Annotated in this window: 23 protein-coding genes; 2 read left to right on the plus strand and 21 right to left on the minus strand. The window is 45.6% G+C overall.

What is annotated here, in order from left to right:
* Positions 1–16: 16 nt before the first annotated feature.
* The 8 genes from AB1I50_RS01450 to murD all read right to left on the minus strand — a co-directional run bounded on the left by AB1I50_RS01450 (position 17) and on the right by murD (position 10,584).
* Positions 17–2,203 (minus strand): dockerin type I repeat-containing protein, encoded by a 2,187-nt coding sequence (locus AB1I50_RS01450; RefSeq protein WP_407724436.1) that lies wholly within the window; start codon positions 2,201–2,203, stop codon positions 17–19.
* Positions 2,204–2,327: 124 nt separating this feature from the next.
* Positions 2,328–3,815 (minus strand): IS5 family transposase, encoded by a 1,488-nt coding sequence (locus AB1I50_RS01455; RefSeq protein WP_407723075.1) that lies wholly within the window; start codon positions 3,813–3,815, stop codon positions 2,328–2,330.
* Between the two features lie 340 nt (positions 3,816–4,155).
* On the minus strand, positions 4,156–4,971 hold the full coding sequence (locus tag AB1I50_RS01460) for a histidinol-phosphatase HisJ family protein (protein ID WP_407724437.1): 816 nt from the start codon (positions 4,969–4,971) through the stop codon (positions 4,156–4,158).
* 124 nt (positions 4,972–5,095) lie between these two features.
* Entirely contained in the window at positions 5,096–6,355 is a 1,260-nt protein-coding gene (locus AB1I50_RS01465; protein ID WP_407724438.1) for a methionine gamma-lyase family protein, read from the minus strand.
* Positions 6,356–6,359: 4 nt separating this feature from the next.
* Positions 6,360–7,136: a GNAT family N-acetyltransferase gene (locus AB1I50_RS01470; RefSeq protein WP_407724439.1), complete on the minus strand. Its 777-nt coding sequence runs from the start codon at positions 7,134–7,136 to the stop codon at positions 6,360–6,362.
* 12 nt (positions 7,137–7,148) lie between these two features.
* Positions 7,149–8,171: a M42 family metallopeptidase gene (locus tag AB1I50_RS01475; protein ID WP_407724440.1), complete on the minus strand. Its 1,023-nt coding sequence runs from the start codon at positions 8,169–8,171 to the stop codon at positions 7,149–7,151.
* The gene (locus tag AB1I50_RS01480; protein ID WP_407724441.1) at positions 8,164–9,186 is read right to left on the minus strand and encodes a M28 family peptidase; all 1,023 of its coding nucleotides are present in this window, start codon (positions 9,184–9,186) and stop codon (positions 8,164–8,166) included. Before AB1I50_RS01480 ends, AB1I50_RS01475 begins: the two co-directional genes overlap by 8 nt.
* Positions 9,187–9,192: 6 nt before the next feature.
* Entirely contained in the window at positions 9,193–10,584 is a 1,392-nt protein-coding gene (gene murD, locus AB1I50_RS01485) for a UDP-N-acetylmuramoyl-L-alanine--D-glutamate ligase (RefSeq protein WP_407724442.1), read from the minus strand.
* Between the two features lie 134 nt (positions 10,585–10,718).
* On the opposite strand from murD, the gene AB1I50_RS01490 reads away from it, so the two are divergent.
* Positions 10,719–12,083 carry a MocR-like pyridoxine biosynthesis transcription factor PdxR gene (locus tag AB1I50_RS01490; protein WP_407724443.1) on the plus strand — a complete coding sequence of 455 codons (1,365 nt, stop codon included), beginning with the start codon at positions 10,719–10,721 and terminating at the stop codon, positions 12,081–12,083.
* Between the two features lie 154 nt (positions 12,084–12,237).
* Complete coding sequence (locus tag AB1I50_RS01495; RefSeq protein WP_407725308.1) at positions 12,238–13,644, plus strand: IS5 family transposase; 1,407 nt, start codon at positions 12,238–12,240, stop codon at positions 13,642–13,644.
* 3 nt (positions 13,645–13,647) lie between these two features.
* Here AB1I50_RS01495 and AB1I50_RS01500 read toward each other — a convergent pair whose 3' ends face one another.
* From AB1I50_RS01500 to purF, 13 genes are all read right to left on the minus strand, one after another.
* Positions 13,648–13,896, minus strand: a complete 249-nt coding sequence (locus AB1I50_RS01500) for a hypothetical protein (protein WP_407724444.1) — start codon at positions 13,894–13,896, stop codon at positions 13,648–13,650.
* Positions 13,880–14,209: a hypothetical protein gene (locus AB1I50_RS01505; protein WP_407724445.1), complete on the minus strand. Its 330-nt coding sequence runs from the start codon at positions 14,207–14,209 to the stop codon at positions 13,880–13,882. Before AB1I50_RS01505 ends, AB1I50_RS01500 begins: the two co-directional genes overlap by 17 nt.
* Positions 14,206–15,054: a metal ABC transporter permease gene (locus tag AB1I50_RS01510; protein ID WP_407724446.1), complete on the minus strand. Its 849-nt coding sequence runs from the start codon at positions 15,052–15,054 to the stop codon at positions 14,206–14,208. The genes AB1I50_RS01505 and AB1I50_RS01510 overlap by 4 nt, the downstream gene beginning before the upstream one ends.
* On the minus strand, positions 15,054–15,749 hold the full coding sequence (locus AB1I50_RS01515; protein WP_407724447.1) for a metal ABC transporter ATP-binding protein: 696 nt from the start codon (positions 15,747–15,749) through the stop codon (positions 15,054–15,056). Before AB1I50_RS01515 ends, AB1I50_RS01510 begins: the two co-directional genes overlap by 1 nt.
* Before the next feature lie 4 nt (positions 15,750–15,753).
* Entirely contained in the window at positions 15,754–16,737 is a 984-nt protein-coding gene (locus AB1I50_RS01520; protein WP_407724448.1) for a metal ABC transporter substrate-binding protein, read from the minus strand.
* Positions 16,738–16,748: 11 nt separating this feature from the next.
* Positions 16,749–17,144 carry a Fur family transcriptional regulator gene (locus AB1I50_RS01525; RefSeq protein WP_407724449.1) on the minus strand — a complete coding sequence of 132 codons (396 nt, stop codon included), beginning with the start codon at positions 17,142–17,144 and terminating at the stop codon, positions 16,749–16,751.
* Positions 17,145–17,284: 140 nt separating this feature from the next.
* A complete protein-coding gene (locus AB1I50_RS01530) occupies positions 17,285–17,926 on the minus strand; it encodes a potassium channel family protein (RefSeq protein ID WP_407724450.1) in 642 nt (213 codons plus the stop codon).
* 11 nt (positions 17,927–17,937) lie between these two features.
* Positions 17,938–19,272 carry a TrkH family potassium uptake protein gene (locus AB1I50_RS01535; RefSeq protein WP_407724451.1) on the minus strand — a complete coding sequence of 445 codons (1,335 nt, stop codon included), beginning with the start codon at positions 19,270–19,272 and terminating at the stop codon, positions 17,938–17,940.
* A 34-nt stretch (positions 19,273–19,306) separates the two neighbouring features.
* Entirely contained in the window at positions 19,307–19,657 is a 351-nt protein-coding gene (locus AB1I50_RS01540) for a four helix bundle protein (protein WP_407724452.1), read from the minus strand.
* Positions 19,658–19,848: 191 nt separating this feature from the next.
* Complete coding sequence (guaA, locus tag AB1I50_RS01545; RefSeq protein ID WP_407724453.1) at positions 19,849–21,393, minus strand: glutamine-hydrolyzing GMP synthase; 1,545 nt, start codon at positions 21,391–21,393, stop codon at positions 19,849–19,851.
* A gap of 67 nt (positions 21,394–21,460) precedes the next feature.
* On the minus strand, positions 21,461–22,738 hold the full coding sequence (locus AB1I50_RS01550) for an adenylosuccinate synthase (protein WP_407724454.1): 1,278 nt from the start codon (positions 22,736–22,738) through the stop codon (positions 21,461–21,463).
* Positions 22,739–22,765: 27 nt separating this feature from the next.
* Entirely contained in the window at positions 22,766–24,202 is a 1,437-nt protein-coding gene (gene purB, locus AB1I50_RS01555; protein WP_407724455.1) for an adenylosuccinate lyase, read from the minus strand.
* 23 nt (positions 24,203–24,225) lie between these two features.
* Positions 24,226–25,710 (minus strand): amidophosphoribosyltransferase, encoded by a 1,485-nt coding sequence (purF, locus tag AB1I50_RS01560; protein WP_407725309.1) that lies wholly within the window; start codon positions 25,708–25,710, stop codon positions 24,226–24,228.
* Between the last annotated feature and the right edge of the window lie 36 nt (positions 25,711–25,746).

Raw genomic sequence — 25,746 nt, forward strand, 5'->3', positions numbered from 1 at the left:
TTATAAGTTAATTTTATTAGTGTTTTTTCTTGAATTCTTTGAGCTTTTCTACAGAGAATTTTTGTATCATAGCCGCATCAAGAACGTCTACATAACCGTCGTCGTTGACATCACCGACATAAATCTGACGGTCGTTTAATTTTGTTTTATCGGCAGAGTATTTCTGTACTATGATTGCGTCGAGCGTATCAATTGAGCCGTCGCCGTTAACATCACCGATAAGATATTGAGGCGTAGGAGCGGCGGTTGTATCCGGAACTGTTGTTTCAAACGGCTCTGAGGTGATTTCCGCGGTTGCAGGCGGTGCGGTTGTAATTTCAACGGTTGTGGGCGCTTCTGTCGGCTCAGTAGTAACAGGTTCTGCGGTGGTTATTTCCTCTGTTGAGGGAGCTTGTGTTGAAGGCTCTGTAGGAAGAGAAATTAACGTAAGCTTTCCGTATTCATCCATTTCATATTCAGCGCCGTCAATTATGTACTTGCCCTTATAATCAAAGAAGTTGATTGTGTATTCAAGCTTTGCGGGAAGCTTTTGATTATTTACAAGGTTTTCTATTGTAACCTTATAGCTTTTACCTGCATATGAGTTTGTCTGAGGCGGAGTAAAGCAAATGCTTTTACCCCAGAAGTTGCTTGTAGCGTAACCCTCGCGCTGACCGTCAACATCGTGCATTTCGGTGTTTCTGACAAAAACTTCTCCCGTAGTTAAATCGGTAATCGAAACCACCGGGTTTTTATTGCCTAAATCGAGCTTATCGGTGTTAAAGTAAACCGACCACATAGCCTTGGGATCAATTTCTTCGAGCGGAAATTCGCCCGGAGCAGGCCATGCGTAAGCGGCTTCGTTATTGTCAACCTCGATAATTGTGCCGGTCGCGTTGGGATTTGACTGAGCGTACTCGTAATACTGGAGCAATACTCTGTCTGCGTAACCGTATGTAAGCTTATCGCCGCCGCGCTGTAAAAAGGTGTTTCTGTGACCGGGGGTGTTGTAGCCCTGATGGTAACCGCCGCTGTTTATTTCGTAATTCGATGCGTTATTAAGGTCGTTGTTAAGTCCGCGTATTGCTTTGATTTGCTCTCTAAGAGTTGAGCTGTAGCCATAGGAGATATTTCCTCCGCATACGGAATACGCATCGTTATAAAAATCTTCGTCCATATCGGTCGGACGCGGAGGTGTGTGTCCGGTTATATTATGCCTTGTCCAAACGGTATTTAAAAGCACGGCGCCCTTTCCGGCGGTAACAGCGGTGGAATCTCCGCCGTAGGTATATTCGCTTAGACCGCATAGATATCTGAGATAATTGGAAAAGTCAATTAGATTTGACTGAACATCGCTTTTAATCAGCGTTTCCTCAAAGGGAGGATTTAACGAGCCTTCATCGAAAAGAGAATACTCATTTAAATCCGCGTTGTTAAGCACGTTACTGTACCTAACAGCCATTTCGGTTTTGGTGCGTCCTCTGTAGACAGCTTCATTATTTAGATTAATTACTTCTGCCTCTATCTTAATAAAATCGGAAACTTCAAAAATTTCCAAGTAATAATCATTTCCGTTTTTTTCTACACAAAGAACGCTTGAGCCGTTTGTACAAAGCATATACGGCAAATAAGCGGTATTTACGGAAGATACATACTCAAAGGTGCTTGAATCGTAAGCCGATAATTTATCAGAACCGTCAGCACCAATAACAAGATTTGAATTGCTCACGAACGCGGTTAACGAGCCCGAGCTCTGTGTATAAGCGTTTCGGTTAAACGAGAGCTCTTTAGTAAAGGTGCTGTCGTCTGAAACAGAATAAACATCTCCGGTATTTACAGCCGCAAGATTACTATCTGAAAATTCTAAAGGGTTAACCCGGTTGTATGCCGAATTATTTACGTTGTTTATTATTTTAGTATTTTGAGTGAACGCGGACTCGGAAAGCTCGGCATATTTTAAACCATTGGCGGTTCTATAATACACCTTATTGCCTGTTGCACCGTAGAAATCGTAGATTTTTTCGGACAGCTTGAAGAACTTATAATTTCCGTTGCTCTGAAGGTAAAAGACATAATCACCGCCCTCGTTTACAAGGCTCACCAATATATCTCCGTTTTCAAAGGCAAAAAGCTTATCGCAGTCAAAATTAAGCGTATTTGTAAAGTTTTGCAAGGAGGAGGTATTGAGCATATTAAGGTAGCATTTTTCGCTGTCCTTATACAAAGAATATATTTTTTCACCGACAATCATAGCGTCAAGAAATGTAAGCGTAGAATCAGGCGCAACCTGCGCGTAGTCGTACAGCTCGTATCCGCCGGAATAATCGGTATTATTTAGTCTCTGCTCATTAACCGCACGAAACGGATATGAGGTTATTTTTCAGCTTCAGCAGCATTGATATTACGTCGTACAGGAATCCCAAAAATCGGCGCAAAGAACCTCTTGCTAATTTTTCGAGGTTCAATACCAGTAGGGAAAGCGCAATGGAACAACGGGTCGTTGTATCGAGCTTCGTTCTGATGAGTCCCAAGCCGCAGCATCTCTTTGCGAGGCTGAAGCCTCGCTCGACTTCGATACGATCCGTGTTATCACTGTATGCAGTTTTGCGTTCCTCCGGCGTCGGTTCTTTTTTTGGACGCCCCAAAGCCGGACCGGATATACGGATACCCTTGCTCTTGCAGAAAGCTCTGTTGTTCCGATTGCGGTATATCTGATCGACCAGCACCCTTTCGGGATAGCGTCCGGTTCGCTTGCGGTATCTCTCTATTGCCGAGATGAGCACATCCGCTTCATTGTAAGCGTCAAAGGATAATCTCTCTAACCGTGCGAATCCGTTTTCATCAATGCTCATATCCAGCTTTGCACCGAATTCTACCGGAGCTTTTGCTTTGCCGCGCACGATGGGTCGGATATACGGCTGAGAAATACTGACGATGCGGTCTTTGACGCTGTGAACATTGTTGTCATACATGTACTTTTGCTGTTCATACAGCTCTTTGATGACCGTTAACCGCTTGGCTTGCTTTTCGGTAAGAACTACTCCGTTGGCTAATACAAACATATCGATATAGCCGAGGTCTCGACGAATATACTGAAGCTGCTGCTTGATCGCCTTGCGGATCTTTTTCTTGGTACGCTTTTTGCATTTCGCCAAATTCAGATAATCTTTTCTCGCGTTTTTGCGATACATCCTTGGCTTGTAAAAATTGTAGGTATAGCAGATATCGTCTATGATGGATTCAAGATTTTCTCTTGCCTCGTTCAGCAGATTGATGTCCTGCGGGTAAGAGATGTTCTGAGGAGCACAGGTAGCGTCAAGAATCAATGTGCCTTTGTTGTCTGCTTCGGATTTCTCATTCTCTTTGCTTTCAGCATCCTCGCCGCCATCGGAGTGACTGTTGTTATCCGAATCATCGTCTTCATTGTTTTCAGGCAGATTGAATTGGATCATCATTTCGTTGATGTCTTCAAGGATGTCATCTGTCAGACGTTTGCGAAACTCTACCAAAAGTGACGGCGCAAAAGGCGCTTCATAAGAATATCCCGGAAGTCCGATAAAGTATTGGTAGTAGGCATTCTCCTTGATTTGCTCGACAAGCTCACGGTCGGAATAATCATATTTCTTCTGGATCATCAGCGACCCGAGAGCTGTTTGTAAAGGTTTTGCCGGCATACCGGTCTCGCTCGGAAACAGCGCGGCATATTTTATCTCGATGTCGTACCACGGTATACTCGCAGCCTTCTTTACCCAGCGGTTCTCAGGATCCATCTGCATCCCTGCGGGCTGATTGAAATCTGTAAAACTCATTTGTTGATTTCTATGGAACTTATACATACTGTCCTCTAACTTAAGTGCAAGCTTTTTTATTGCTCTTGATTATTTTCTTGCACTTATTATAGCACATTTCGATGAAAAATGCACTGTTTATCGAGAATTTTACTGATTGCTTGTTTTGAAGGCAGTGACTATTTAAGTACAGCTTTGTTCCCTTTAAGGCGAATAATCTGCTGTTGGAAAAATCCGCGCACACGTAGTCGCCCATATATTCAACTTTAACTGCTGTTGCTGCGTTAACCGTCAAAACTGACGGTGCAAAAGAGCACAACAGCAAACAAAGGGTTAATAAAAGCGACAATATCCGCTTAGAAATCCTTGTTTTCATTAAATACACTCCTTAAATTTCAAATAATACAGGTTTGTGATTTTCAAAAATTGTAAAATGATTAAAGCCTGCCTGCTTTGCGATTTCAAGACCTTCTTTAATTCCTTTACCGACCATATCCGCCGTGTGGGCGTCGGAACCGACGGTTATATACCTTCCGCCGAGTTCAAAAAACCTTTTTACAAGCGGTAAGTCAGGAAGTGTAACTCCCATCGGCTTGAACAATCCCGATACGTTGATTTCAAGGGCTTTATTATTTGAAATAAGGATTGAAAATATCTTATCAATCTTACCTTGAAAAATCCTTAAATCCGGAAAATAATTTTTACGTTCAAAAATATACCTTAAAGGATAGGTTAAATGCGCAAGGCTGTCAAAGTGCTCAAACGCGGCGGTTTCGATTAATTCATCAAAATATTCATCCAAGACTGTATTAATATCAACCTTGTCAAAGTCCATATAGTAAAAATCATCTCTGCCGCGAAGGTTGTGAACAGAAGCGAGAATAAAGTCAAAATCGCCGTATGCAAGCGCTTTTTTAGTCTGGCTGATATCGTGCATTGGTTCACCGAGCTCTAATCCGCGGAGGATTTTAAGCCTGCCGGAGTATTTTTCGATTGCTTTTGCAGTGTCGGAAATTGACTTTGGTATCTGCCTGTCAAAGCTGCCAAACTCGCAGTTTTCGCCCATATTTATAAACTCAGCCTCGCAGTGGTCGGTGATTGCGATTATATCAAGCCCCATATTAAGGGCTGAATCGCAAATCTGCTCAACCGTACTCTCGGCGTCGAACGAATTATCAGAATGAATATGTAAATCACATAACATAACTCATAAACCTCCAAAATGTATTATAGCATAGTGTACAAAGTTTTTCAACATTTAATATTGCTTTTATATGTTGACAAATTGAAAAAACTCCTTTGAAATTACAAAGGAGCTTGAATTATTACTATTTCAAATCTTTTAACACCTTATCTGCGGCAAGCATAACGCCCAGCTTGCCGGAATGAAAGTTAAGTCCTCCCTGCATCCATACCGCGTAAGGCTCGCGCAAGGGCGCGTCGGCGGAAAGCTCGATTGAGGAGCCGAGGGTAAACGCTCCTGCCGCCATAATAACCTGACTTTCGTAACCGGGCATATCGGACGGTACGGGCTGAACAAAGCTGTCAACAGCAGAGCCGCTCTGAATTCCGCCGCAAAAACTGATTAGCTTTTGCTCGTTCCCAAGCATAATAAGCTGAATGATGTCTCCCCTGTCGTCGTTGTATTTCGGTGTAGTCTCAAAACCGAGAATTTCAAACAATGCTGAGGCAAATACTGCGGTTTTAAGCGCCTCGCCTGCGGCATGGGGAGCGTTGTAAGCGCCGAGGAAAAGCTCGCGGTTAACGCCGAGCGTAGCGCCGATTTCCTTACCTGTTCCCGGAGTTGTCAGGCGGTAGGCGCACATCTCGACAAGCTCTTTCTTGCCGGCTATATAGCCGCCTGTCGGAGATATTCCACCGCCGGGGTTCTTGATAAGCGAGCCTGCCATTACGTCAACGCCGATAGAAAGCGGTTCAACCCTTTCGATAAACTCGCCGTAGCAGTTATCGAGCATAATAATTGACTTGGGCGACACGCTTTTTGATATATCGCAAATCTTCTTTATTTCTCTCCAAGTCAGCGTAGGACGTAGGCTGTAACCCCTTGAACGCTGGATATAAACCATCTTAGGCTGTTTTTCAGCGATGTACCTTTTAACAGCCACATAGTCAACCGTTCCGTCGGGCAGAAGGTCAGTAATTTCAAAATTAATATTAAAGTCCTTAAGCGAACCGGGATAATGGCCCTCAATTCCGATAGCAGAGCGGATTGTATCGTACGGCATACCTGTCACGCAAAGCGCGGTATCGTCCGGTCTGAGAATACCGAAAAGCGCGACTGTCAGCGCGTGAGTACCGCTGACAAAATTATGACGGACAAGCGCGTCCTCGGCGTCAAAAGCGTAAGCGTACACCCTGTCGAGCGCGTCACGTCCGAAATCGTCATAGCCGTAGCCGGTTGAGGAATTAAAATAGCTCTCCCTCACGCCTGCGTTTTGAAACGCCTTTATCATTTTAATCTGATTATATTCCTGGATTTCGTCAATTTCCTTTAGCTTATCCGCGCAAAGCTCCATCGCTTTTTCGGACGCCTGAAGGATTTTTTCGTCTATATCAAAAAATTTCAAATTCTCACCTTACAAAATAGTATTCGCGCCATACGCCGTATTCCTCAAATCCGAGGTTCTTATAAAAATCAACATTGGCGTTTTGCGCTCTGTGAAGATAAACGGCTTTATTTTCGGCAACAAGCAAATTTGTTATATATTTAATCAGCGCCGAACCAAAGCCCCTTCTGCGGTAATCGGGATCGCACGAAACAGCGCCTAAAACCGCGCCTGTACCGCTTTCGGCAACCGTCATAGCCGAAGCGACGCAAATTCCGTCCTCCTCAATGCCGACAAGTCGTGCGGTGTTGTGTCGGAGCTTGTGATTTACGTCAACATAAAAATCGTCAAACGGCGGAGGAGTGAAATTTTCATCCGCGGATTTTACTATCATATCATAGACAGCTTTGATGTCGGGCTCTGAAAAGATGAGTTCGTTTTCTTCATCTTCAAACGAGGTCGTTCTGACGAGGACAGTACCCGAAATCGTCCTACAGCCGTTTAATTCGAGCTGATATTTTCCGTCGCAAATAACCGCCGAAGCCCCTGCTACACGCATAAATGACGATACCTCGTCAATATCGCTTTGCTCTGTCAAAAATAAAATAAAATTTGAACCGTTGCGTGCGATTGCGCCTGTGTATTCTTCGTCATCATTTTGCAACAGCCAGTAATCGACAAATACAAGGTCGGGGCTGTAGCTGTTGTAAAGCGAAATTATACGGCAGGCAAACGGATCTGTCGGTGAAATACCGTTTACTATATTTATAAAATTGTCAGCTTCTAAGGCTGAAATAACCATTTAATACACCTGTTATTCAAAAATTTGCGTGCAAAGGTCTCGCACCAAGGTCAAAATGCTCTCGCAGTCAGCTTTGTTTGCGGTACAATTTGGAGCGTGAAGGTATCTGCATGCGAGTGATACCGCCAAGGTGCGTACTCCTCCCCTGCTCTTGTGGATTTCTCCCGAGTCGTTTCCGCCTGCGACCGCACGCTTGTACTGAGCGTTTACGCCGAGCTTTTCGGCGCGTTCGAATGCGAGCTTCACAAGCTCTTTATCGTAGATTGTGCGCCTGTCCATAAATGAGATAACAGCGCCTTTTCCGAGATTACAAACCTGTTTTGAGCTGTCTACCTCGGGAATATCGGCGGCAGTTGTGGTCTCAACAACAATCGCGTAATCGGGGTTTACGGTATACGCGGCTACCTTTGCGCCGCGCAGTCCGACTTCCTCCTGAACCACAAATGTAAAGTAAGCGTCGTAATCGAGCTCGCTTTTAATAAGCTCAATCAGCACAAGACAGCCGAAACGGTCGTCAATCGCCTTTGAGGTAATCGTATAATCGTTCTCGGTAAACTTTGAGTCAAAGGTTATGCTGTCGCCGTAATTTACATATTTCTCGGCTTCTTCTCTGCTGTCTGCGCCGATGTCAATGTACATATCGCTTATCTCCGGGATGGATTCGCGCTCGTCACCCTTCGTGAGATGAACCGGCTTAATACCGATTACTCCCGATAAGGCTTTTTTGCCTATATTCACGCGCTTGCCAGGTAAAATTCTGCGGTCAAGTCCGCCGACCTCGTCAAATTTGACAAAGCCGTCGGAGGTTATATCCGTCACCATCAAGCCTACCTCGTCCATATGAGCAGAGAGCATAAGCTTTTTCGGTGCAGTTTTTTTGCCTTTTTTGAAAGCTATAAGATTACCGAGGTTGTCGATTTTAATTTTGTCAACATAGTCTTTTATTTCAATCAAAATTATATCCCTGACGCTGTTTTCATCACCCGAAACCGAACGCGCTGAGCATAGCTTTTTTAGAAGTTCATAATCAATCATCAAAAGCACCTCCGCTCATGATATACTCGTAAATCAACTCGGCTGTCGCCTTGACGTCAGACAGGCTGATAACCTCAGACTGAGTATGCATATAACGCTCGGGGATTGAAACGAGAGCGGTTTTAACTCCGCTTTTGCTGACCGAGATATGGTCGGCATTTGTGTCTGTTGAACCTGAGAGCGGTTCAAGCTGGTACGGGATATTTTTATCCTTCGCAAGGGTTATAAGCTTGTTTGTCATCGCTTTATTGAGTACGGGAGAAATGCCGATCATAGCACCTTTTTGCAGCTCAGCAGAAGCGTACTGACCTGAGATATCGGGCTGATTTGCAAAGCTAACGTCTACAATAACCGCTTCATCCGCTTCGGTATTATACGCGCCTGTAACAGCGCCGCTGCCGAAGGTTTCCTCCTGAGCGCTGAGCAAAATCACTACCTTATAATCGCAGGCTTTATCCTTAAGCAAATCCGCAAGGTAAATGAGCGCAGCCGCTCCGCACCTGTTGTCGAGCGCAGGTGAAGTGATTTTATCGTCCAAGAGTTCCTTTGGCTCTGAAACAAAGGTCAGCTTATCGCCTATATTAATATGCTTTTTCAGCTCGTCGCCGGGCATAGCGAAGTCTACCCATGTTTTGAAAATCGGCGTTGCCTTGTCCTCACTGCCGTTTATCAGGTGAGGCGGCATACAGCAGACCGTACCGCGCGTTCCGTCCTCGGCAACAAGCACGGTGTCCTGCAATACTCTTACGTCAATTCCGCCGCATTTATCGACCTTTGCAAAGCCGTCGTCAGTAATATCGGTGACAATAAGTCCGATACGGTCGAGATGAGCGTCGAGCAGGATTGTTTTATACCCACGCAAATTGCCTGTCACGGCGTATAGATTGCCGTTGTGGTCGGTCGTTACCTCTGCAATATCACTTAAATATTTTCCGGCTACATCAAACGCGGATTCCTCGCTGCCCGATACACCGTAAGCCGAGCACAAATCAAAAATCAGTTGCTTAATATCCATAAAGTCTTACTTTAAGCCGTTAACAATTGACTTAAAGTGGTTACCTCTTTCTTCAAAATTCTTGTAAAGACCGAAGCTTGCGCTCGCCGGAGAAAGCGAAACAATATCACCCTTGACAGCATATTTCTTTGCCTCGGCAACAGCCTCTTCCATATTTGTAACGGTTATAATCTTGATTGCATTTTCGTCGTAGTTATCGGCATTTTTAACAGCCGCTTCAATCTTCGGAGCGGTGTCACCGAGCAACACGAGAACCTTGACTTTATTGTTAATTACAGGGCCGAGCGGCTCATAAGGAATGTGCTTGTCGTAGCCGCCTGCGATGATAATAATTTTCTCATCATATAGCGAGAGCGTACCGAGAGCGGTTCTTGTGGGGCTTGAAGCGATGGAATCGTTGTAGTACTTAACTCCGTCAAGCTCACGGACAAACTCCGCTCTGTGGGCAACTCCGCCGAAGGTCTTTGCAACACTCTTGATAGTCTCCGCGCTGACAAGTCCCCAAACTGCCGAGATTGCCGCAAGGTAATTCTCTACATTGTGCATACCGGGAATTTTGATATCGGAGATATCCATAATCTCGGTTTTGTTACCGTAATCGCTGTAGACAATAGTTGTTCCGTCGAGGTATGCGCCGTTGAAAAGCTCCTCTTTTACGCTGAACTTTGCAAGCTGACCGCGGACATCCTTAGAAAAGCTATTGGCGATTTCGTTGTCGAGGTTAACTACCGCCTTGCCGAATGCGTTTTGATGTAAAATCAAATTCTTCTTCGACTCAATGTATTCGTCCATATCCTTGTGCCAGTCGAGATGATTAGGCGCGAGGTTGGTGACTACCGCAATATCGGGGCTTTTGCGCATTGTGATGAGCTGAAAGCTCGAAAGCTCAACAACTGCGTAATCGTCATCGTTTACGCTCTCAATCTCGGGCAAAAGCGGCTTGCCGATATTTCCGCCGAGGTGGACGGTTTTGCCCTCTGCTTTTAAGAGTTCCGAGATAATCGTTGTTGTCGTCGTCTTACCGTCTGAGCCGGTTACGGCGATAATCTTGCACGGACAAAGGTCGAAGAAAACTTCCATTTCAGAGGTCAAGACCTTGCCGTTTTCCTTAAGCGCTAAAAGCTCAGGCTTGTCGGGCTGTGTTCCGGGGCTGCGGAAGATGATATCAGCGTCGATATTCTTTAAGTAATCGTCGCCCAAGAGCAGCTTTGCGCCGTACTGCTTTGCCTTTTCGCCGTTCTCTCCTAATTTTTCAAGCGGCTGACGGTCGCAGGCGATAACCTCTGCTCCTTTATCCGAAAAAAGCTTGATTAAGGGCAGGTTGCTTGTGCCGATGCCGATAAAAGCTACCTTTTTGCCCTTAACGCTGTTAAAAAATCTATCTGTTTGAGTGCTCATAGATATCCCTCGTTTACTATTTATTCACATCATAATATTATACATTCTTATAGATAAAATTTCAACCTTAAACGTGATATTGCAATAATATTGAAATATTTTTTATTTAATGTTAAAATATGTACGGTGATATTATGCTTTATGATTTTATTTTGGCTGACAAAAATTCAAAAATGCCGATGTACAGGCAGATTTATATTTCTGTCAGAAACGCGATTGAAAACGGCAATCTAAAAAAGGAAACTAAGCTGCCGTCGGTCAGGAAGTTAAGCGCTGAGCTTAATGTTTCCAAAACTACGGTTTTATCGGCATACGACCAGCTTTGCGCCGAGGGATATATTAAAACCAAGCCTCAGAGCGGTTATTTTGTCGCGGCTGAATTTAAGGATATGCCTAAGCTGCCCGACGAAGCAGATTATAATTCTGAATTAAAAAATAAAATCTACAAGTATGATTTTTCTTCCAAAAGCATTGACGAGAGCATAATCAACCTCACCGAATGGAAAAAGAATATTAAGGACGTAATTAACCGCAACTATCTTCTCACCTCTTACGGTGATGTTCAGGGCGAGGAAGCGCTCAGGCTGGCACTTCAAAGGTACGCGCTCGGTACAAGGAGCGTTAACTCGCGAGCGGATAATATTGTAGTTGCCGCAGGAACTCAGGCAATTTTATATATTTTATGCTCAATTTTAGGCTGTAACAAAAAAATCGCCGTCGCCAAGGACAGCTTTGTTCAGTCGGAATTTGTATTTAAGAGCTTTGACTACGATATAAATTACTTTGAATGTGACAAATACGGAGCGACAATTAATTCTCTCGAAAAAATCAACCCCGATATTCTCCTGATTAATCCGAACTTTACCGAGCCCGACGGCGCTAATATGCCCGTTACAAGAAGGCTTGAAATTATTAACGGCGTAAAAGCTAAGGGCGCGCTTATTATTGAGGACGATTTCAACGGAGAGTTGAGATACAGTACTCACCCTATGCCGTGCGTGCAAAACTACGACACCGAAAATACAGTATATATCGGCTCGTTTTCTAAGGTGCTTTTGCCGTCGGTCAGAATAAGTTATATGGTTCTTCCCGACAGGCTGATGAAAAAATACAGAGAGATTAAATCTCTCACCAACCAGACAGCTTCGAAAACCGAACAGCTTGCACTTGCAGGGTATATCAACACAGGCAAAATTGACGTTCACCTAAGAAAAGCGCGCCGCGTTTATCTTGAAAAGAGCAAAACAGTTATAAAGAGCGTTGAAAAGCACTTTAAGGGCTGTGAATTTGTATTTAACGAAACTTCGCTTTATGTTAAAATCAAGCTGAATTTTGACATTGACCGCGAGAAAGTCGAAAAGGATTTTGCCGATAATTCGATTTGCGTAATGCCGACGAAAAAGGGTGAGCTCGGTTTGAGCTTTTCGGGAATTCCAAACGACAAAATTGACGAGGGAATTCGCCTGATAAGCGAGATTATAAACAAAAATAAGCGCTGACATCATACGATGCCGGCGCTTTTTGTGTTATGTAATGTAAACTGAACAATCCCGATCATCCGATAAACAGTGCAAAAATCATCGAAATATGGTATAATAAATGCAAGGAAAACGGCTGAAAAGCCGCAAAAAGCTTGCATTTGGAGATGATGGGATGTATAAATTCGACAACGGACAGATAAGTTTAGAAGATTTCGGACAGCCGATAGGCATGAATCTGAAAAACAGCAACCGTTGGGTTAAGCGTGCGCAGACGATTCCGTGGCTTGAGATCGAGAAAAAATACGCGAAGCTTTTCTCTAACAAGAAGGGCAATGTGGCAAAGTCACTGCGCCTTGGTCTCGGCGCGAGGATCATCCAAGCCGAGTACGGCTACTCCGACGCCGAGACCCCGCTTCAAATCCAAGAGAATCCGTATCTCCAATACTTTTGCGGCTATAAAGCCTTTGATGACAGCAAGCCCCCGTTTGATCCGTCGATGATGGTCTACTTCCGCAAACGCCTGACGCCTGAGATCATCGGAGAAATCAACGAAATGATAATCTCCGCAGAGCAGGCAAAGCTTGAAAAGGAGAAGGAGAAATCGAGCAAAGACGAATCCGATGACGATGATAAGAACAGCGGAACCATGATCGTTGACGCGACCTGTGCTCCGTCGCAGATCTCATATCCGCAGGATGTATCCTTACTCAACAAAGCCCGCGAGTGCAGCGAGAAAATCATTGATGAGCTGCATGTCAAAGGCGAGCAAAAGCCCCGTACATACCGTAAGAAAGCGCATAAAGACTACACTTCTTACGCCCGCATCCGTAAGCCAAAGGCAAAGCAACGTCGTAAGGCAATCAAAAAGCAGCTTGGCTATCTCAACAGGAACATCGGTCATATTGAGAAAATGCTTGTCGGCGGGAAAGCATTACCTGCTAAATTTGAGCAAAAGTTTTCCACAATCCAAACAATCTACGCGCAGCAGAAAGAAATGTACGTCAACCGCACCCAAAGCGTCAAGGACAGGATTGTCAGTCTGAGCCAGCCGTGGATCCGCCCTATTGTGCGCGGAAAAGTCAAGGCAAAGACGGAGTTCGGTGTGAAGCTCGACATCAGCGTTTGCAATGGCTGGACGCGTCTTGAAAGGCACAGCTTTGACGCTTACAATGAATCCACGGGCTTGAAAGATATGATTGAGCGGTACAAAGAACGAACGGGACATTATCCCGAGCGTGTGCTTGTCGATAAAATCTATCGCACGCGCGAGAACCTGAAATACTGCAAGCAACACAAAATCAGGCTTTCGGGACCGGCTCTCGGCAGACCGAAAAAGGACGCTGAGATCGACAAAAAACAGAATTACATCGATGAGTGTGAGCGCGTCGAGGTTGAGCGCAAATTCAGCCTCGCCAAGCGCAAATGCGGCATGGACATGATAGTGACAAGGCTGAAAGAGACAACTTGCCACAGCATTGCTATGTCCGTTCTGCTTCTCAATCTGAGGAGGATCGAGAAGTTGAGGGCGGAGATATTAGCGTTGCTTTTCCGCAGTTTGAAATTGGGGTTTGTTCAGTAGATATTATGTACCGAAAACTACGTCCGCTTCCTTAAGTCTGCAATAGTTTTTGTCACCCTCGGGGTAAGTTTCAAAAACACCGCCGACGGTTACGGGTGTGCCTACCGACGGATAATCGTCGGGAAATTTGTGCTCGCCCTTCCAGCTGAACTCAATTCCGCTTGAACAGCAGGCTGTCGCGTCCTGGATAATGCAGGCGTAGTAATATGTGCCTGTATTGATGTCGGTATAAACGTCAAAAGTACCCTGCATTTTGACGGTCTTTCCGATGTACTTTTCGGGGAGCCGCAACCTCAGAATATACCATATTGCTATTGAGTGCGGTGAGGTCAACCTCAGCTTCATAATCAAGCTCGGGATATTTGATATTTGCCGCAGCTGCGGTGGTTTGAGGTACAGTCACCGAACCAACGGTTGTCGGCTGGGTTTCAGCAGCGCTTGAAAGAATATCAGCTACTCCCTGCCCGTTTGATTTTGAAGTTTTGTTTTCTGCCGAATTACCTGAACATCCCGCTGCTCCGATTGCGATAATCACTGCAAAAAGCAAACAAATCAGTTTTTTCATCTTACTTTCTCCCTAATAAACCCAATTAACCAAAAAACAAAGAATACTACAATATCAACGGCTACGATTGTTGAGCCGACAGGCGTACCCTTTGGCGTGATGATAGAAATTATAATGCCGAGTGCCGCGCAGATTACCGAAAGACAAGCCGAGCAGATTGTCACCGACTTAAAGCTCTTGAACACGCGCATTGCCGAAAGCGCAGGGAAAATAACCAGTGCCGAAATAAGCAACGAGCCTACAAGGTTCATCGCAAGGACGATGATTACCGCTATGATCACCGCGATAATAAGGTTATATACGCTTACCTTTGTGCCTGTTGCTCTGGCAAAATTCTCGTCAAAGGTGACGGAGAAAATCTTGTTATAGAAGAATATGAACGCGAACACTACGATTACCGATAGGATAATACATACCCAAACTTCAAGCTCGCTTAAAGTGAGGATTGAGGTTGAGCCGAACAGCGTTGTGCAGACATCGCCCGAAACATTTGACGATGTGCTGAACACGTTCATCAATAGATAACCGATCGCGAGCGCTCCTACCGAAATCATCGCCACAGCCGCGTCGCCTTTTATTCTCGCGTTGCTTCCTGTTCTTAAAAGTAAAATCGCGCTGATAATCGTGACAGGCATTATAATCAGCATATCGTTGGTAATTCCTGCAACAGCCGCAACTGCCATTGCTCCGAACGCTACATGTGAAAGTCCGTCGCCAATGAACGAAAAACGCTTTAGTACGAGGGTTACGCCTAAAAGCGACGAGCAGAGCGCGATTAAAATTCCGACAATAAGCGCGTATCTCACGAAAGGATACTGCATATAAGCAATTAACTGATTTATCATCAGAACAGCCCCCTTTCAGCGCCGAAACGGCTGTCGAGGTACTGCTGACGGGTTCCGAAGAAGGTTTCGTTGCCGATATGAAGGATATGCGTAGAATATTTAAGCGCCGCTTCAATATCGTGTGAAATCATTATTATTGTGATTTTATCCTTTTTATTCAGTCCTTCAATCAGGGTGTACATATCAGCCGTGACCTTTGGATCGAGCCCTGCAACAGGCTCGTCGAGCAGGAGCATTTTTTGAGTTGCGCAGAGTGCACGAGCCAAAAGAACCCTTTGCTGCTGACCGCCCGAAAGCTCGCGGTAACAGCGGTTTTGTAAATCTTCAATTCCCATACGTCTGATGTTTTCAGCCGCTCGCTGTTTTTCCTGCTTTGTGTAGAAAGGTCGAAGTCTGCATCTTCCCTGATTGCCCGAAATTACAATTTCACGGACGGAAGCCGGAAAATCCTTTTGAACAACGGTCTGCTGAGGAAGATAACCGATTTCGGTCTGTAAAAGTCCCTCGCCTGTTATAACCTTGCCGCTCATGGGCTTTTTAAGTCCCAGAACGGTTTTCATCAGCGTTGATTTGCCCGAGCCGTTCTCACCGACTATGCAAAGATAATCGCCTGAGTTTACCTCGAAGCTTAGATTGCTTAAAATTTCCTTGCCCTCATAACCGAGGGTTAGGTTTTGACAGCTTAACTGTGCCATTAAATTACCCCTTTACCGCCTGCGTAAATACAGCGAGATTGCTCTCCATTATACTCAAATAGGTCTTTCCGTCCTCAATGTCCTTTTTGTTAACGGACTGCATTGAATTGAGCTCCAAAATTTGGGCGTTCTTTTGATTTGAAGTCTGCAAAACGGTGTTTGCGATTTTGCCGTCCGAGCCGTCAATCTTCATAAGCGCAGGAAGCTTTAATTCATCGAGCTTTTTCGCGAGGAATGCTACGGTTTCAAAGCTCGCCTCGGATTCCGCGGAACAGCCTGAAAACGCCGCGTAATACTTCAAATTATAATCGTCAATCAAATATCTAAACGGAAAACGGTCGGCAAAAATCAGAGTATCATACTTTGCACTGTCTCTGACAGCCTTATACCGAGCGTCAAGCTCGTTAAGCTTTTTAAGATAATTCTCTGTGTTCTTGCTGTAAAGCTCCTTATTCTTTGCGTCTTTTTCGCTGAGCTTATCTGAAATTTTTCCACAGACCATTGAGGCGTTTTTGAGCGAAAGCCAAACGTGCTCATCAAGCTCAACTTCTTCCTCAGCTTCCTCTTTGCCGTCTTTTTCTTCATGTTCCGCCTGCATACCCTCAACGGTTTCTTCCTCTTTTGCCTTAGTGCCGAGGATATCGAGCAGGTTAATTACGGTCATTTCCTTATTAGTAGCGCCTTTTAGCGCGTCGTCAACCCATTTGTCGGATTCTCCACCGACATAAATAAAGACGTCGCAGCTTGATATTTTTACAATATCCTCCGCTGTGGGCTGATAGCTGTGCAAATCCGCACCGTTTTCGAGCAGTAATGTGATGTTTACATCCTCAGCGCCTGAGGTGATATTGCTCACCCAATCGTACTCGGGGAAAATCGTGGTGACAATATTCAGCTTTCCTTCGTCCTTTGCAGGCGCTGAAGAACAGCCTCCAAATATTGTTGCAGCCATAATTACGGCTAATATTAACGCTAAAAATCTTTTCATAATTACTCCAATCAATTATTTTTACAATCCTTACAAACGCCGTAAAGCACGGTTTCGGATTTATCTATTGTAAAATCGTCGCTCTGTGCGAGGGTGTTAATCAGCATATCGGCACATTCTGCGTTCATATGGTAGGTTTTTCCGCACTTTTTGCAGGACAAATGCAGACATTCTCTGCACTTATGAGCGTCGGTATAAAGATAATACACCTCGCGCGTGCCGCTTTTGCTAACTCGTCTTACCTTGCCTTCCTTTTCAAGGTCGGAAAGATTGCGGTAAACCGCGCTAATGCTCACGCCCATACCGCCGAGCTCGGATTCGATTATCTTTGCAGAGAGTTCCTCGTCGGCGTGCTGTTCAAGAAAAGCAAGAAGGTTTTTGCGTTGCTTTGTCATATATTTTGGCATAATTACACTCCAATTTGCGAATTATTCGCAAATAATTATATCAAACAAAAATAGAAAAGTCAATAGATTTGCGAATAATTCGCAAATTCACATTGATAAAAAATGCGCTGCAAAAGCTGCAACGCATTATTTTTGTGATATTAAAAACACCTTTGGATTGACTTGTAATCGCCGAGCACAAGCAGCGTGTTATCAGAGGTTAGCACGGTGTCGGGCTGAACAACAAAGTCCAAGTTCTCTGTGGTTTTGATTCCGATGATTGTAAGATTGTGCTTTTTTCTTACATCGAGCTGCAAAATGGTCTTTCCAACCCAGCTCTCGGGAACGGAAACCTCATAGATGGAATACTTGTCGTCAAGCGCAACATAATCGAGTATATGGTCACTGCTGTAGCGGATTGCCGCCCAGTTTGCAACCTGCTTTTCGGGATAAACCACCTTATCCGCGCCGTTTCTGAGGAGAAAACGCTCCTGTCCGTCGCGTTCCGCACGAGCTACTACCAAGCTTGCGCCGAGTTCTTTTAAAAGGTATGTCGTCTCGAGAGAGCTCTGAAAATCGTTGCTGATTGTTACAAAGCAAACGTCAAAATTATCTACGCCTAACGAGCGGAGAAAAGCCTCGTTTGTGCTGTCTCCGATTTGAGCGTCGGTGACGATATCAATCGCGTCGTTTACCCTTTGCTCGTCAATATCAATACCGAGAACCTCATGACCGAGCTTGTTGAGCTGCTCAGCGATATGCTTACCAAATCTGCCGAGACCTATAAGTAATATAGATTTCATATATTTCTCCTTTATCCTACAATGATTTTTTCCTGAGGTAATTTAGAAAGCTTTTTGTTAGGTGATGACAAAGCGGCGTAGATGACTGTAAGTCCGCCAACTCTGCCGAGGAACATAAGAACTACGAGAATAATCTGCGAAGCTATACCGATATACGGTGTAATTCCAAGTGTGCAGCCTACCGTGCCGACAGCCGAAGCGGTCTCAAACAAGCAAACGCCGAAAGGCAGTCCCTCTATCATACAGATTGCCGCCGCGCTGATAAAGCACAGTGTTATATACAGAGAAAAAACTGTTGTCGCGGTTTTTACCGCCGAGGATTCAAGCCTTCTGCCGAAGCACTCGGGGTCTTCCTTGCGCCTAAAGATCGATATAGCGTTGAAAAACAGCACTGCGATTGTGGTGGTTTTCATACCGCCTGCCGTTGAACCGGGCGAACCGCCGACGAGCATCAATCCGATGAACACTGCCTGACCAATTACCGTCATTGAACCGAGGTCGAGCGAGTTAAAGCCTGCGGTTCTGGTCGTTACCGACTGGAACAGTGAGCCTAAAACCCTTTCGCCCATCGGATGGTCAGCGAAATCGTTAAGGAAAAAAAGTACCGCAGGAATTAAAATTAATACACCTGATGTAACTAAAACAATTTTACTTTGCAGTCTGTACCGTCTTAAACGGAACTTGTGCTCGACAACATCCTTCCACGTTAGAAAACCGATACCGCCGACAATGATTAACAGCATTAATACTATATTAATAAGCGGATTTGCCGAATACGCTGTGACAGAGGAAAACTTACTGTCGGGTTTTCCCATAAGGTCAAAGCCTGCGTTGCAGAATGCGGAAATTGAATGGAAAATCGACATCCAAATCCCTCTCAAGCCATAATCGCTGATAAACACAGGGCTCATCGCCAATGCTCCTGCAAATTCAATAATCAAAGTGCCCTTTAAAACAAACCGCGTCATTCTTACAATTCCGCCTACGCTTGGAGCGGAGATTGCGTTTTGCATTGTGCTCCTCTGACCAAAGGAAATTTTCCTTCCCGAGAGCATCGCGACGGTTGCAACCATTGTCATTACTCCGAGACCGCCGATTTGTATAAGAACAAGAATAACCGCCTGTCCGAATTCTGTCCAGTATGTGGCGGTGTCCTGAACAACAAGTCCGGTTACACATACCGCCGAGGTCGCGGTGAAAAGGGTTTGATTAAACGGCGTAACAATTCCGCTTCGCGAGGAAATCGGAAGCATTAAAATTAACGCTCCTGCGAAAATAACTCCTAAAAATCCTAATATTATAATTTGAAATGACGTCAGCCGTCTTTTTTTAGCTGTTGAGTTCATAAGACTGCACCTAAAAAATATTATCTTTTGTATTTTATTTATTCTTTAATGTAGTTACTGAAGAAACAAGCATTCGACGAATTTCAATAATACTACTTTTGAGATTATCGAAATCTTCTTTAGACAAACAATTAGTTTCATATAGCAGTTCAATCCAGTAATCACTTTCATTACACTCTTTTAAACTTATTTCGAATTTAGAAATAAAATCTTTGCTTCCTTGAGCATACTGCGCTTCATGGATGTTTGCTCCAACAGATGTACCGCTTCGCAAAAGTTGATTGACCAGAACATGTTCAACGTGATTAGTTTTTAGTTTTCTACAAATAAATACAACTTGTTTAGCAAATTCTTTAGATTTAGTTCGCAGAATGCTGTCTTTCATAGTAAACCTCATCATTAGTCTTTGGTTGTGTTACTGTAAAAAACGATGCGAAGCATCTCATAACTTGGCATAGACAATCATAACTGGTAACACGCGAAAAAACCTATAGTTATCAGTTGAGAGTTATGATTACGCTACGCGTAAGTTATAATATGAAAGCTTTCGCGTTCATAGTTGAGCCGCTTTGCGGCTCATTCCCACTCCACCGTGCCCGGGGGCTTACTAGTTATGTCGTAAACTACGCGGTTAACCTGATTAACCTCGTTGATAATTCTGTTTGAAACTCTGCCGAGAATATCGTAAGGGATTTTTGCCCAGTCGGCTGTCATAAAGTCGTCGGTTGTAACGGCACGGATTGCGACAAGCTCGCTGTATGTGCGCGAATCGCCCATTACTCCTACGGTTTTAACGCCCGGAAGAACCGCAAAGAACTGGCTCATCTCCTTGGCGTAGCCGCATTTATCCATTTCGTCGCGTAAGATTGCGTCGGCTTCCTGCAGGATTTTAACTCTCTCTGCCGTTACCTCGCCTATTACCCTTACACCGAGACCGGGACCGGGGAACGGCTGTCTCCAAACAAGGTCGTGCGGTAGTCCGAGCATTTCGCCGACTTCCCTAACCTCGTCCTTGAACAAATCCTTAAGGGGCTCAATAATATCCTCAAATTTTATATCATTGGGAACGCCTACCTGGTTGTGGTGGGTTTTTATTTTTGCCGCGTCGCCCTTGCCACTCTCGATACGGTCGGGGTAAATTGTGCCCTGAGCAAAAAAGCCCGAGCCGTAGCTGTCGCGGATTTTATCCCAGAATACATTATAAAACTCAGTGCCGATGATGTTTCGCTTTTCCTCGGGGTCGAAAATCCCCTTTAACTTCGCGAGAAACTCCTCGCCGCAGTTAATGCGGACAAAGTTCATATCAAACAGCTTGGTAAAGGTCTGCTCTACAAAATCGCCCTCGTCCTTGCGCATTAAGCCCTGGTCTACAAAAACGCAGGTAAGCTGTTTGCCGATTGCCTTGCTGATAAGCGCGGCGGCAACCGAGGAATCTACGCCGCCCGAAAGTCCGAGGACAACGCCCTTATCCCCCACCTGCTCCTTGATTTGAGCAACGGTGGTGTCGATAAAGCTGTCCATCTTCCACTCGCCCTTACAACCGCAGACATCGTAGAGGAACGACTTAATCATCTTACTGCCGTTTTCGGTGTGATTAACCTCGGGATGGAACTGAACACCGTAGAGCTTACGCTCCTTGTCAGCCATTGCGGCTACGGGGCAGTTATCGGTATGAGCGGTAATCTCAAAGCCCTTTGGCGGTTCGCTGATGTAGTCACGGTGGCTCATCCATGAAATTCCGCTTTCGGGCAAGGCGTTAAACAAAACACAATCTTTATTATAATTAGTTACGGTCTTGCCGTATTCACTTACCGAGTCATCCGCCGCCGATACAACATTACCGCCGAGCGAATATGCCATAAGCTGACAGCCGTAGCAGATACCCAAAACAGGGATACCGAGCTTAAAAATCTCAGGCGAATAATGCGGAGAGCTCTCGTCATAAACGCTGTTAGGTCCGCCTGTGAATATAATACCCTTTGGATTAATCTCCTTGATTTTTTCTATATCAACGGTGTAGGGCAAAATCTCGCAGTACACGTTATTTTCACGGACGCGCCTTGCGATTAGCTGGTTGTACTGACCGCCGAAGTCAAGCACGATTACCGTTTCTTTGTTCATACCAATTCCCCCAAATAATACGGAACTGCCTGAAAAGACAGCTCCATAATATAGTAATGATTATTGATTATTTATAGATAATATCGCTTCTGGAAGGGCCGTTTGAAACCATAGTGATAGGTACGCCGATATACTTTTCAGCAAACTCTATGTATTCGCGGCACTCCTTGGGAAGCTTGTCATACTCGGTAATGCCGGAAATTGAGCACTTCCAGCCCTTTAGCTTTTTAAGAACGGGCTTGCATCTTTTGAGCTTTGTTGTTGACGGGAAATAGTCGATAACCTCGCCGTCGAGCTCGTAACCTACGCATACGGGAATTTCATCAAGATATCCGAGAACATCGAGTACGGTAAAGGCAATTTGAGTTGCACCCTGAACCATACAGCCGTAACGTGTTGCTACCAAATCGAGCCAGCCCATACGGCGCGGTCTGCCTGTTGTTGCGCCGAACTCGCCGCCGTCGCCGCCTCTGCGCCTTAATTCGTCAGCCTCATCACCGAAGATTTCGGAAACAAACTCGCCTGCGCCTACTGCGCTTGAATACGCCTTTACAACGGTGATAATCTCCTTAATCTCGTAAGGCGGAATACCTGCGCCTACTGCGCCGTAGCCTGCGATTGTATTGGAAGAAGTTACCATCGGGTAAATGCCGAAGTCGGTGTCCTTAAGCGAACCAAGCTGACCTTCGAGAAGGATATTCTTACCCTCTTTGAGCGCGTTGTGAATGAACATAAACGCGTCGCCTACATACTCGGCAAGCTGATCCTTGTACTCCATCAGCTTGTCGTAAACCTCCTGCTCGGTGATGGCAGGCTTGTTGTAGAGGTTCTGCAAGGTCGCGTTTTTAATCTCGAGAGCGTGACGGATTTTGTCCTTTAATGAGTCGGGGTCGTCGTAAAGCTCGTTAATCTGGAAGCCGATTTTTGAGTATTTATCGGAATAAAACGGCGCAATACCGCTCTTTGTCGAACCAAAGGAATTTTTGCCGAGGCGCTCCTCCTCGTAGCAGTCAAACGCCACGTGATAAGGCATTACAATCTGTGCGCGGTCTGAAATTATGATGTTCGGCTTGGGAACTCCTCTGTCCTCAAGCTCCTTCATCTCTTTGACAAAATTCTCTACGCTGAACGCAACGCCGTTGCCGATTATATTGACAATGTTCTGGTGGAAAACGCCTGACGGAAGCTGATGAAGCGCAAACTTTCCAAAGTCATTGATGATGGTGTGACCTGCATTTGCGCCGCCCTGAAAGCGGATTACGATGTCGCTTTTGTCGGCAAGAACGTCGGTGATTTTACCCTTACCCTCGTCGCCCCAGTTAGCGCCTACTATTGCTTTTACCATAGTTTTACTCCTTCTGTAAATGCGGAATTATACGTTAATTTCGGGTTTGTCGGACTCAATGTCGCTGTATTTTTCAAGCGCAGGATAGACGTATTCGTTTAAGAAATCCTCTGTCTGCTCCTTTGCTCTGCCTGTGTATTTTTCGGGCTGGAGGATGTTTTCAAGCTCCTCGAGCGTTACGCCGAACGCTTCGTCAGCCGCGATTCTTTGGAGAAGGTCATTTTCGCCGCCCTCTTCCTTGATAACCTTTGAAGCCGCCATTGAGTGAACGCGGATTCTCTCGTGAAGCTGCTGACGGTCGGCGCCTCTCTTTTTAACCGCGTCCATCATAATGTTCTCGGTCGCCATGAACGGAAGCTCTTTTCTGAGCCTTTGCTCGATAACCTTGGGATAAACCACAAGACCGTCGGCAACGTTCGCGCAAAGCGCAAGCACGCCGTCGATAGCAAGGAACGCCTCGGGAACGCTTAAACGCTTGTTTGCCGAGTCGTCCAACGTGCGCTCAAACCACTGTGTAGCGGTTGTAAAGTAGCCGTTGAGCACGTCAACCATTACATATCTTGAAAGCGAGCCGATACGCTCCGAACGCATCGGATTGCGCTTATAAGCCATCGCAGATGAGCCGATTTGGTTCTTTTCGAACGGCTCCTCAACCTCTTTAAGGTGCTGTAAAAGTCTGATGTCGTTGGAGAACTTAGCGGCAGACTGCGCGATTCCTGCGAGAACATTCAAGAACTGGGAATCGAGCTTGCGCGAATAGGTCTGTCCCGATACCGGGAAGCAGGCATTAAAGCCCATTTTCTCGGCAATCTTCTTGTCGAGCTCACGGCATTTGCTGTGGTCGCCGTCAAAAAGCTCCAAAAAGCTTGCCTGAGTACCTGTTGTACCCTTTGAGCCGAGGAGCTTAGCCTTTGAGAGCTGATACTCCACGTCCTCCAAGTCCATTAAGAATTCCTGAATCCAAAGTGTAGCCCTCTTGCCTACTGTTGTGGGCTGTGCAGGCTGAAAGTGAGTAAAGCCGAGAGTAGGCAGTGCCTTGTACTCGTCCGCAAACTTTGAGAGGTTGCGGATAACCGTAACAAGCTTGTTGCGGATAAGCTTTAAGCCCTCGGTCATAATGATGATGTCAGTGTTGTCGCCTACATAGCAGGAAGTCGCTCCGAGGTGGATAATACCCTTTGCGTTCGGGCACTGCACACCGTAAGCGTAAACGTGCGACATTACATCGTGGCGGACAAGCTTTTCTCTCTCCTGCGCCACCTCATAGTTAATGTCATCGGCGTGAGCTTTAAGCTCGTTAATCTGCTCCTGAGTAACGGGCAAACCGAGCTCCTTTTCAGCCTCGGCAAGCGCAATCCAGAGCCTTCTCCAGGTTCTGAACTTCTTGTCGGGAGAAAAAATATACTTCATTTCCTTGCTCGCGTACCTTGCGGACAAGGGTGATTCGTAGGTATCCTTAATCATTTTATATCCTTTCCGACAGCGTATTATTTATCGCTGCCCTGACAATTCTCTTTTTTATCCTTATCAAAATTCATTCCGCCACGTTCCTTACCCTTGAAGGTTTCGTGGGTAATGTCGGCAGGATATTTGCCTGTAAAACAGCCGTCGCAGAAATCAACATTCTTGTAGTTTAGCATTTCAGAAAGGCACTCAACAGGGAGATAACCAAGGGAATCCGCTCCGCTGAGCTTTGTAATCTCCTCGATACTGTGGTTGCAGGCAATCAATTCGCCCCTTGACGGAATATCCGTTCCGTAGTAGCACGGCCACATAAACGGCGGCGAGCTTATGCGCATATGAACCTCTTTTGCGCCTGCCTCGCGCAGCATTGTAACAATGCGGTCGATGGTAGTTCCGCGGACAATACTGTCGTCAATCATAACGACGCGCTTGCCCCTTACCATATCGGCGATTGGGTTGAGCTTAATGCGGACGCTCTTCATACGGTCGCTCTGAGTGGGCTTGATAAAGGTTCTGCCGATGTAGCCGTTCTTGACAATCGCCTTTTCGTACGGAATTCCCGATTCCTCGGAATAACCGATAGCCGCGTCAATTCCCGACTCGGGAACGCCGATGACCATATCCGCCTCGACAGGAAATTCCCTTGCAAGAATTCGTCCTGCCTGCTTGCGGCTTTCATATACGCTTACGCCGTCGATGAATGAATCGCTGCGTGCAAAATAAATATATTCAAATATACAGAGTGATTTTTTCTTTTCTCCGAAATCCGGCTTGATGCTGCGAATTCCGTCGCCGTCTGCCACAACAATCTCACCGGGTTCAACGTCGCGAACAAACTCTGCTCCGCAGGCGTCAAGCGCCGCGCTCTCGCTCGCGAAAACATAGGAATTGTTGTATTTTCCGATGCAGAGCGGTCTGAAACCGTGAGGATCGCGTGCAGCTATAAGCTTTCTCGGGCTCATTACAAGCAGAGAATACGCGCCTTTAATCTTCTGCATAGCCGCCGCAACGGCTTCCTCAACGCTGTGGCACTTCAAACGCTCGCGTGCGATTACGTAACAGATAACCTCGGAGTCGATTGTCGTCTGGAAAATCGCACCTGTCTGCTCAAGCTCACGGCGGATTTCGACCGCGTTGGTGAGATTTCCGTTATGGGCAACCGCCAAGGTACCCTTTACATAACGCATAACAAGCGGCTGCGCATTTTCAAGCACAGAGCCGCCTGCTGTTGAATAACGAACGTGAGAAATACCCATCTGGCCCGGGAGCGAATCAAGAATACTGTTGTTGAATACCTCGGTAACCAGACCCATATTTTTATGATAATCAATTACACCGTCGTCGGTAACGGCAATTCCGCAGCTCTCCTGACCTCTGTGCTGAAGCGCAAGAAGTCCGTTATAACAAGCGTTTGCAGGCGGAATTGTACCGTCGCTGAATATTCCGAAGACTCCGCACTCCTCGTGCAGGCCTTCCTTTGCGTAATTATCGAAAGAATAATTCAAGATTTCACCATCCGATTATTTTTATACCCGTAATTTCTA

Origin of the sequence: Ruminococcus sp. NATIVEDY161, assembly GCF_045819895.1 — a bacterium.
Lineage (GTDB): Bacteria > Bacillota > Clostridia > Oscillospirales > Acutalibacteraceae > Ruminococcoides.

What these genes read in the sequence shown, in the direction of transcription:
- AB1I50_RS01455 (WP_407723075.1), bottom strand. Translation starts at nt 3,815, where the DNA reads ATGTATAAGTTCCATAGAAATCAACAAATGAGTTTTACAGATTTCAAT.
- AB1I50_RS01500 (WP_407724444.1), bottom strand. Translation starts at nt 13,896, where the DNA reads ATGCAGGGTACTTTTGACGTTTATACCGACATCAATACAGGCACATAT.
- AB1I50_RS01530 (WP_407724450.1), bottom strand. Translation starts at nt 17,926, where the DNA reads ATGAAATCTATATTACTTATAGGTCTCGGCAGATTTGGTAAGCATATC.
- guaA (WP_407724453.1), bottom strand. Translation starts at nt 21,393, where the DNA reads ATGAACAAAGAAACGGTAATCGTGCTTGACTTCGGCGGTCAGTACAAC.
- AB1I50_RS01460 (WP_407724437.1), bottom strand. Translation starts at nt 4,971, where the DNA reads ATGTTATGTGATTTACATATTCATTCTGATAATTCGTTCGACGCCGAG.
- AB1I50_RS01470 (WP_407724439.1), bottom strand. Translation starts at nt 7,136, where the DNA reads ATGGTTATTTCAGCCTTAGAAGCTGACAATTTTATAAATATAGTAAAC.
- AB1I50_RS01480 (WP_407724441.1), bottom strand. Translation starts at nt 9,186, where the DNA reads ATGGATATTAAGCAACTGATTTTTGATTTGTGCTCGGCTTACGGTGTA.
- AB1I50_RS01525 (WP_407724449.1), bottom strand. Translation starts at nt 17,144, where the DNA reads ATGCCAAAATATATGACAAAGCAACGCAAAAACCTTCTTGCTTTTCTT.
- purB (WP_407724455.1), bottom strand. Translation starts at nt 24,202, where the DNA reads ATGATTAAGGATACCTACGAATCACCCTTGTCCGCAAGGTACGCGAGC.
- AB1I50_RS01520 (WP_407724448.1), bottom strand. Translation starts at nt 16,737, where the DNA reads ATGAAAAGATTTTTAGCGTTAATATTAGCCGTAATTATGGCTGCAACA.
- murD (WP_407724442.1), bottom strand. Translation starts at nt 10,584, where the DNA reads ATGAGCACTCAAACAGATAGATTTTTTAACAGCGTTAAGGGCAAAAAG.
- AB1I50_RS01490 (WP_407724443.1), top strand. Translation starts at nt 10,719, where the DNA reads ATGCTTTATGATTTTATTTTGGCTGACAAAAATTCAAAAATGCCGATG.
- AB1I50_RS01540 (WP_407724452.1), bottom strand. Translation starts at nt 19,657, where the DNA reads ATGAAAGACAGCATTCTGCGAACTAAATCTAAAGAATTTGCTAAACAA.
- AB1I50_RS01505 (WP_407724445.1), bottom strand. Translation starts at nt 14,209, where the DNA reads ATGAAAAAACTGATTTGTTTGCTTTTTGCAGTGATTATCGCAATCGGA.
- AB1I50_RS01495 (WP_407725308.1), top strand. Translation starts at nt 12,238, where the DNA reads ATGTATAAATTCGACAACGGACAGATAAGTTTAGAAGATTTCGGACAG.
- AB1I50_RS01535 (WP_407724451.1), bottom strand. Translation starts at nt 19,272, where the DNA reads ATGAACTCAACAGCTAAAAAAAGACGGCTGACGTCATTTCAAATTATA.
- AB1I50_RS01515 (WP_407724447.1), bottom strand. Translation starts at nt 15,749, where the DNA reads ATGGCACAGTTAAGCTGTCAAAACCTAACCCTCGGTTATGAGGGCAAG.
- AB1I50_RS01475 (WP_407724440.1), bottom strand. Translation starts at nt 8,171, where the DNA reads ATGATTGATTATGAACTTCTAAAAAAGCTATGCTCAGCGCGTTCGGTT.
- AB1I50_RS01550 (WP_407724454.1), bottom strand. Translation starts at nt 22,738, where the DNA reads ATGGTAAAAGCAATAGTAGGCGCTAACTGGGGCGACGAGGGTAAGGGT.
- AB1I50_RS01510 (WP_407724446.1), bottom strand. Translation starts at nt 15,054, where the DNA reads ATGATAAATCAGTTAATTGCTTATATGCAGTATCCTTTCGTGAGATAC.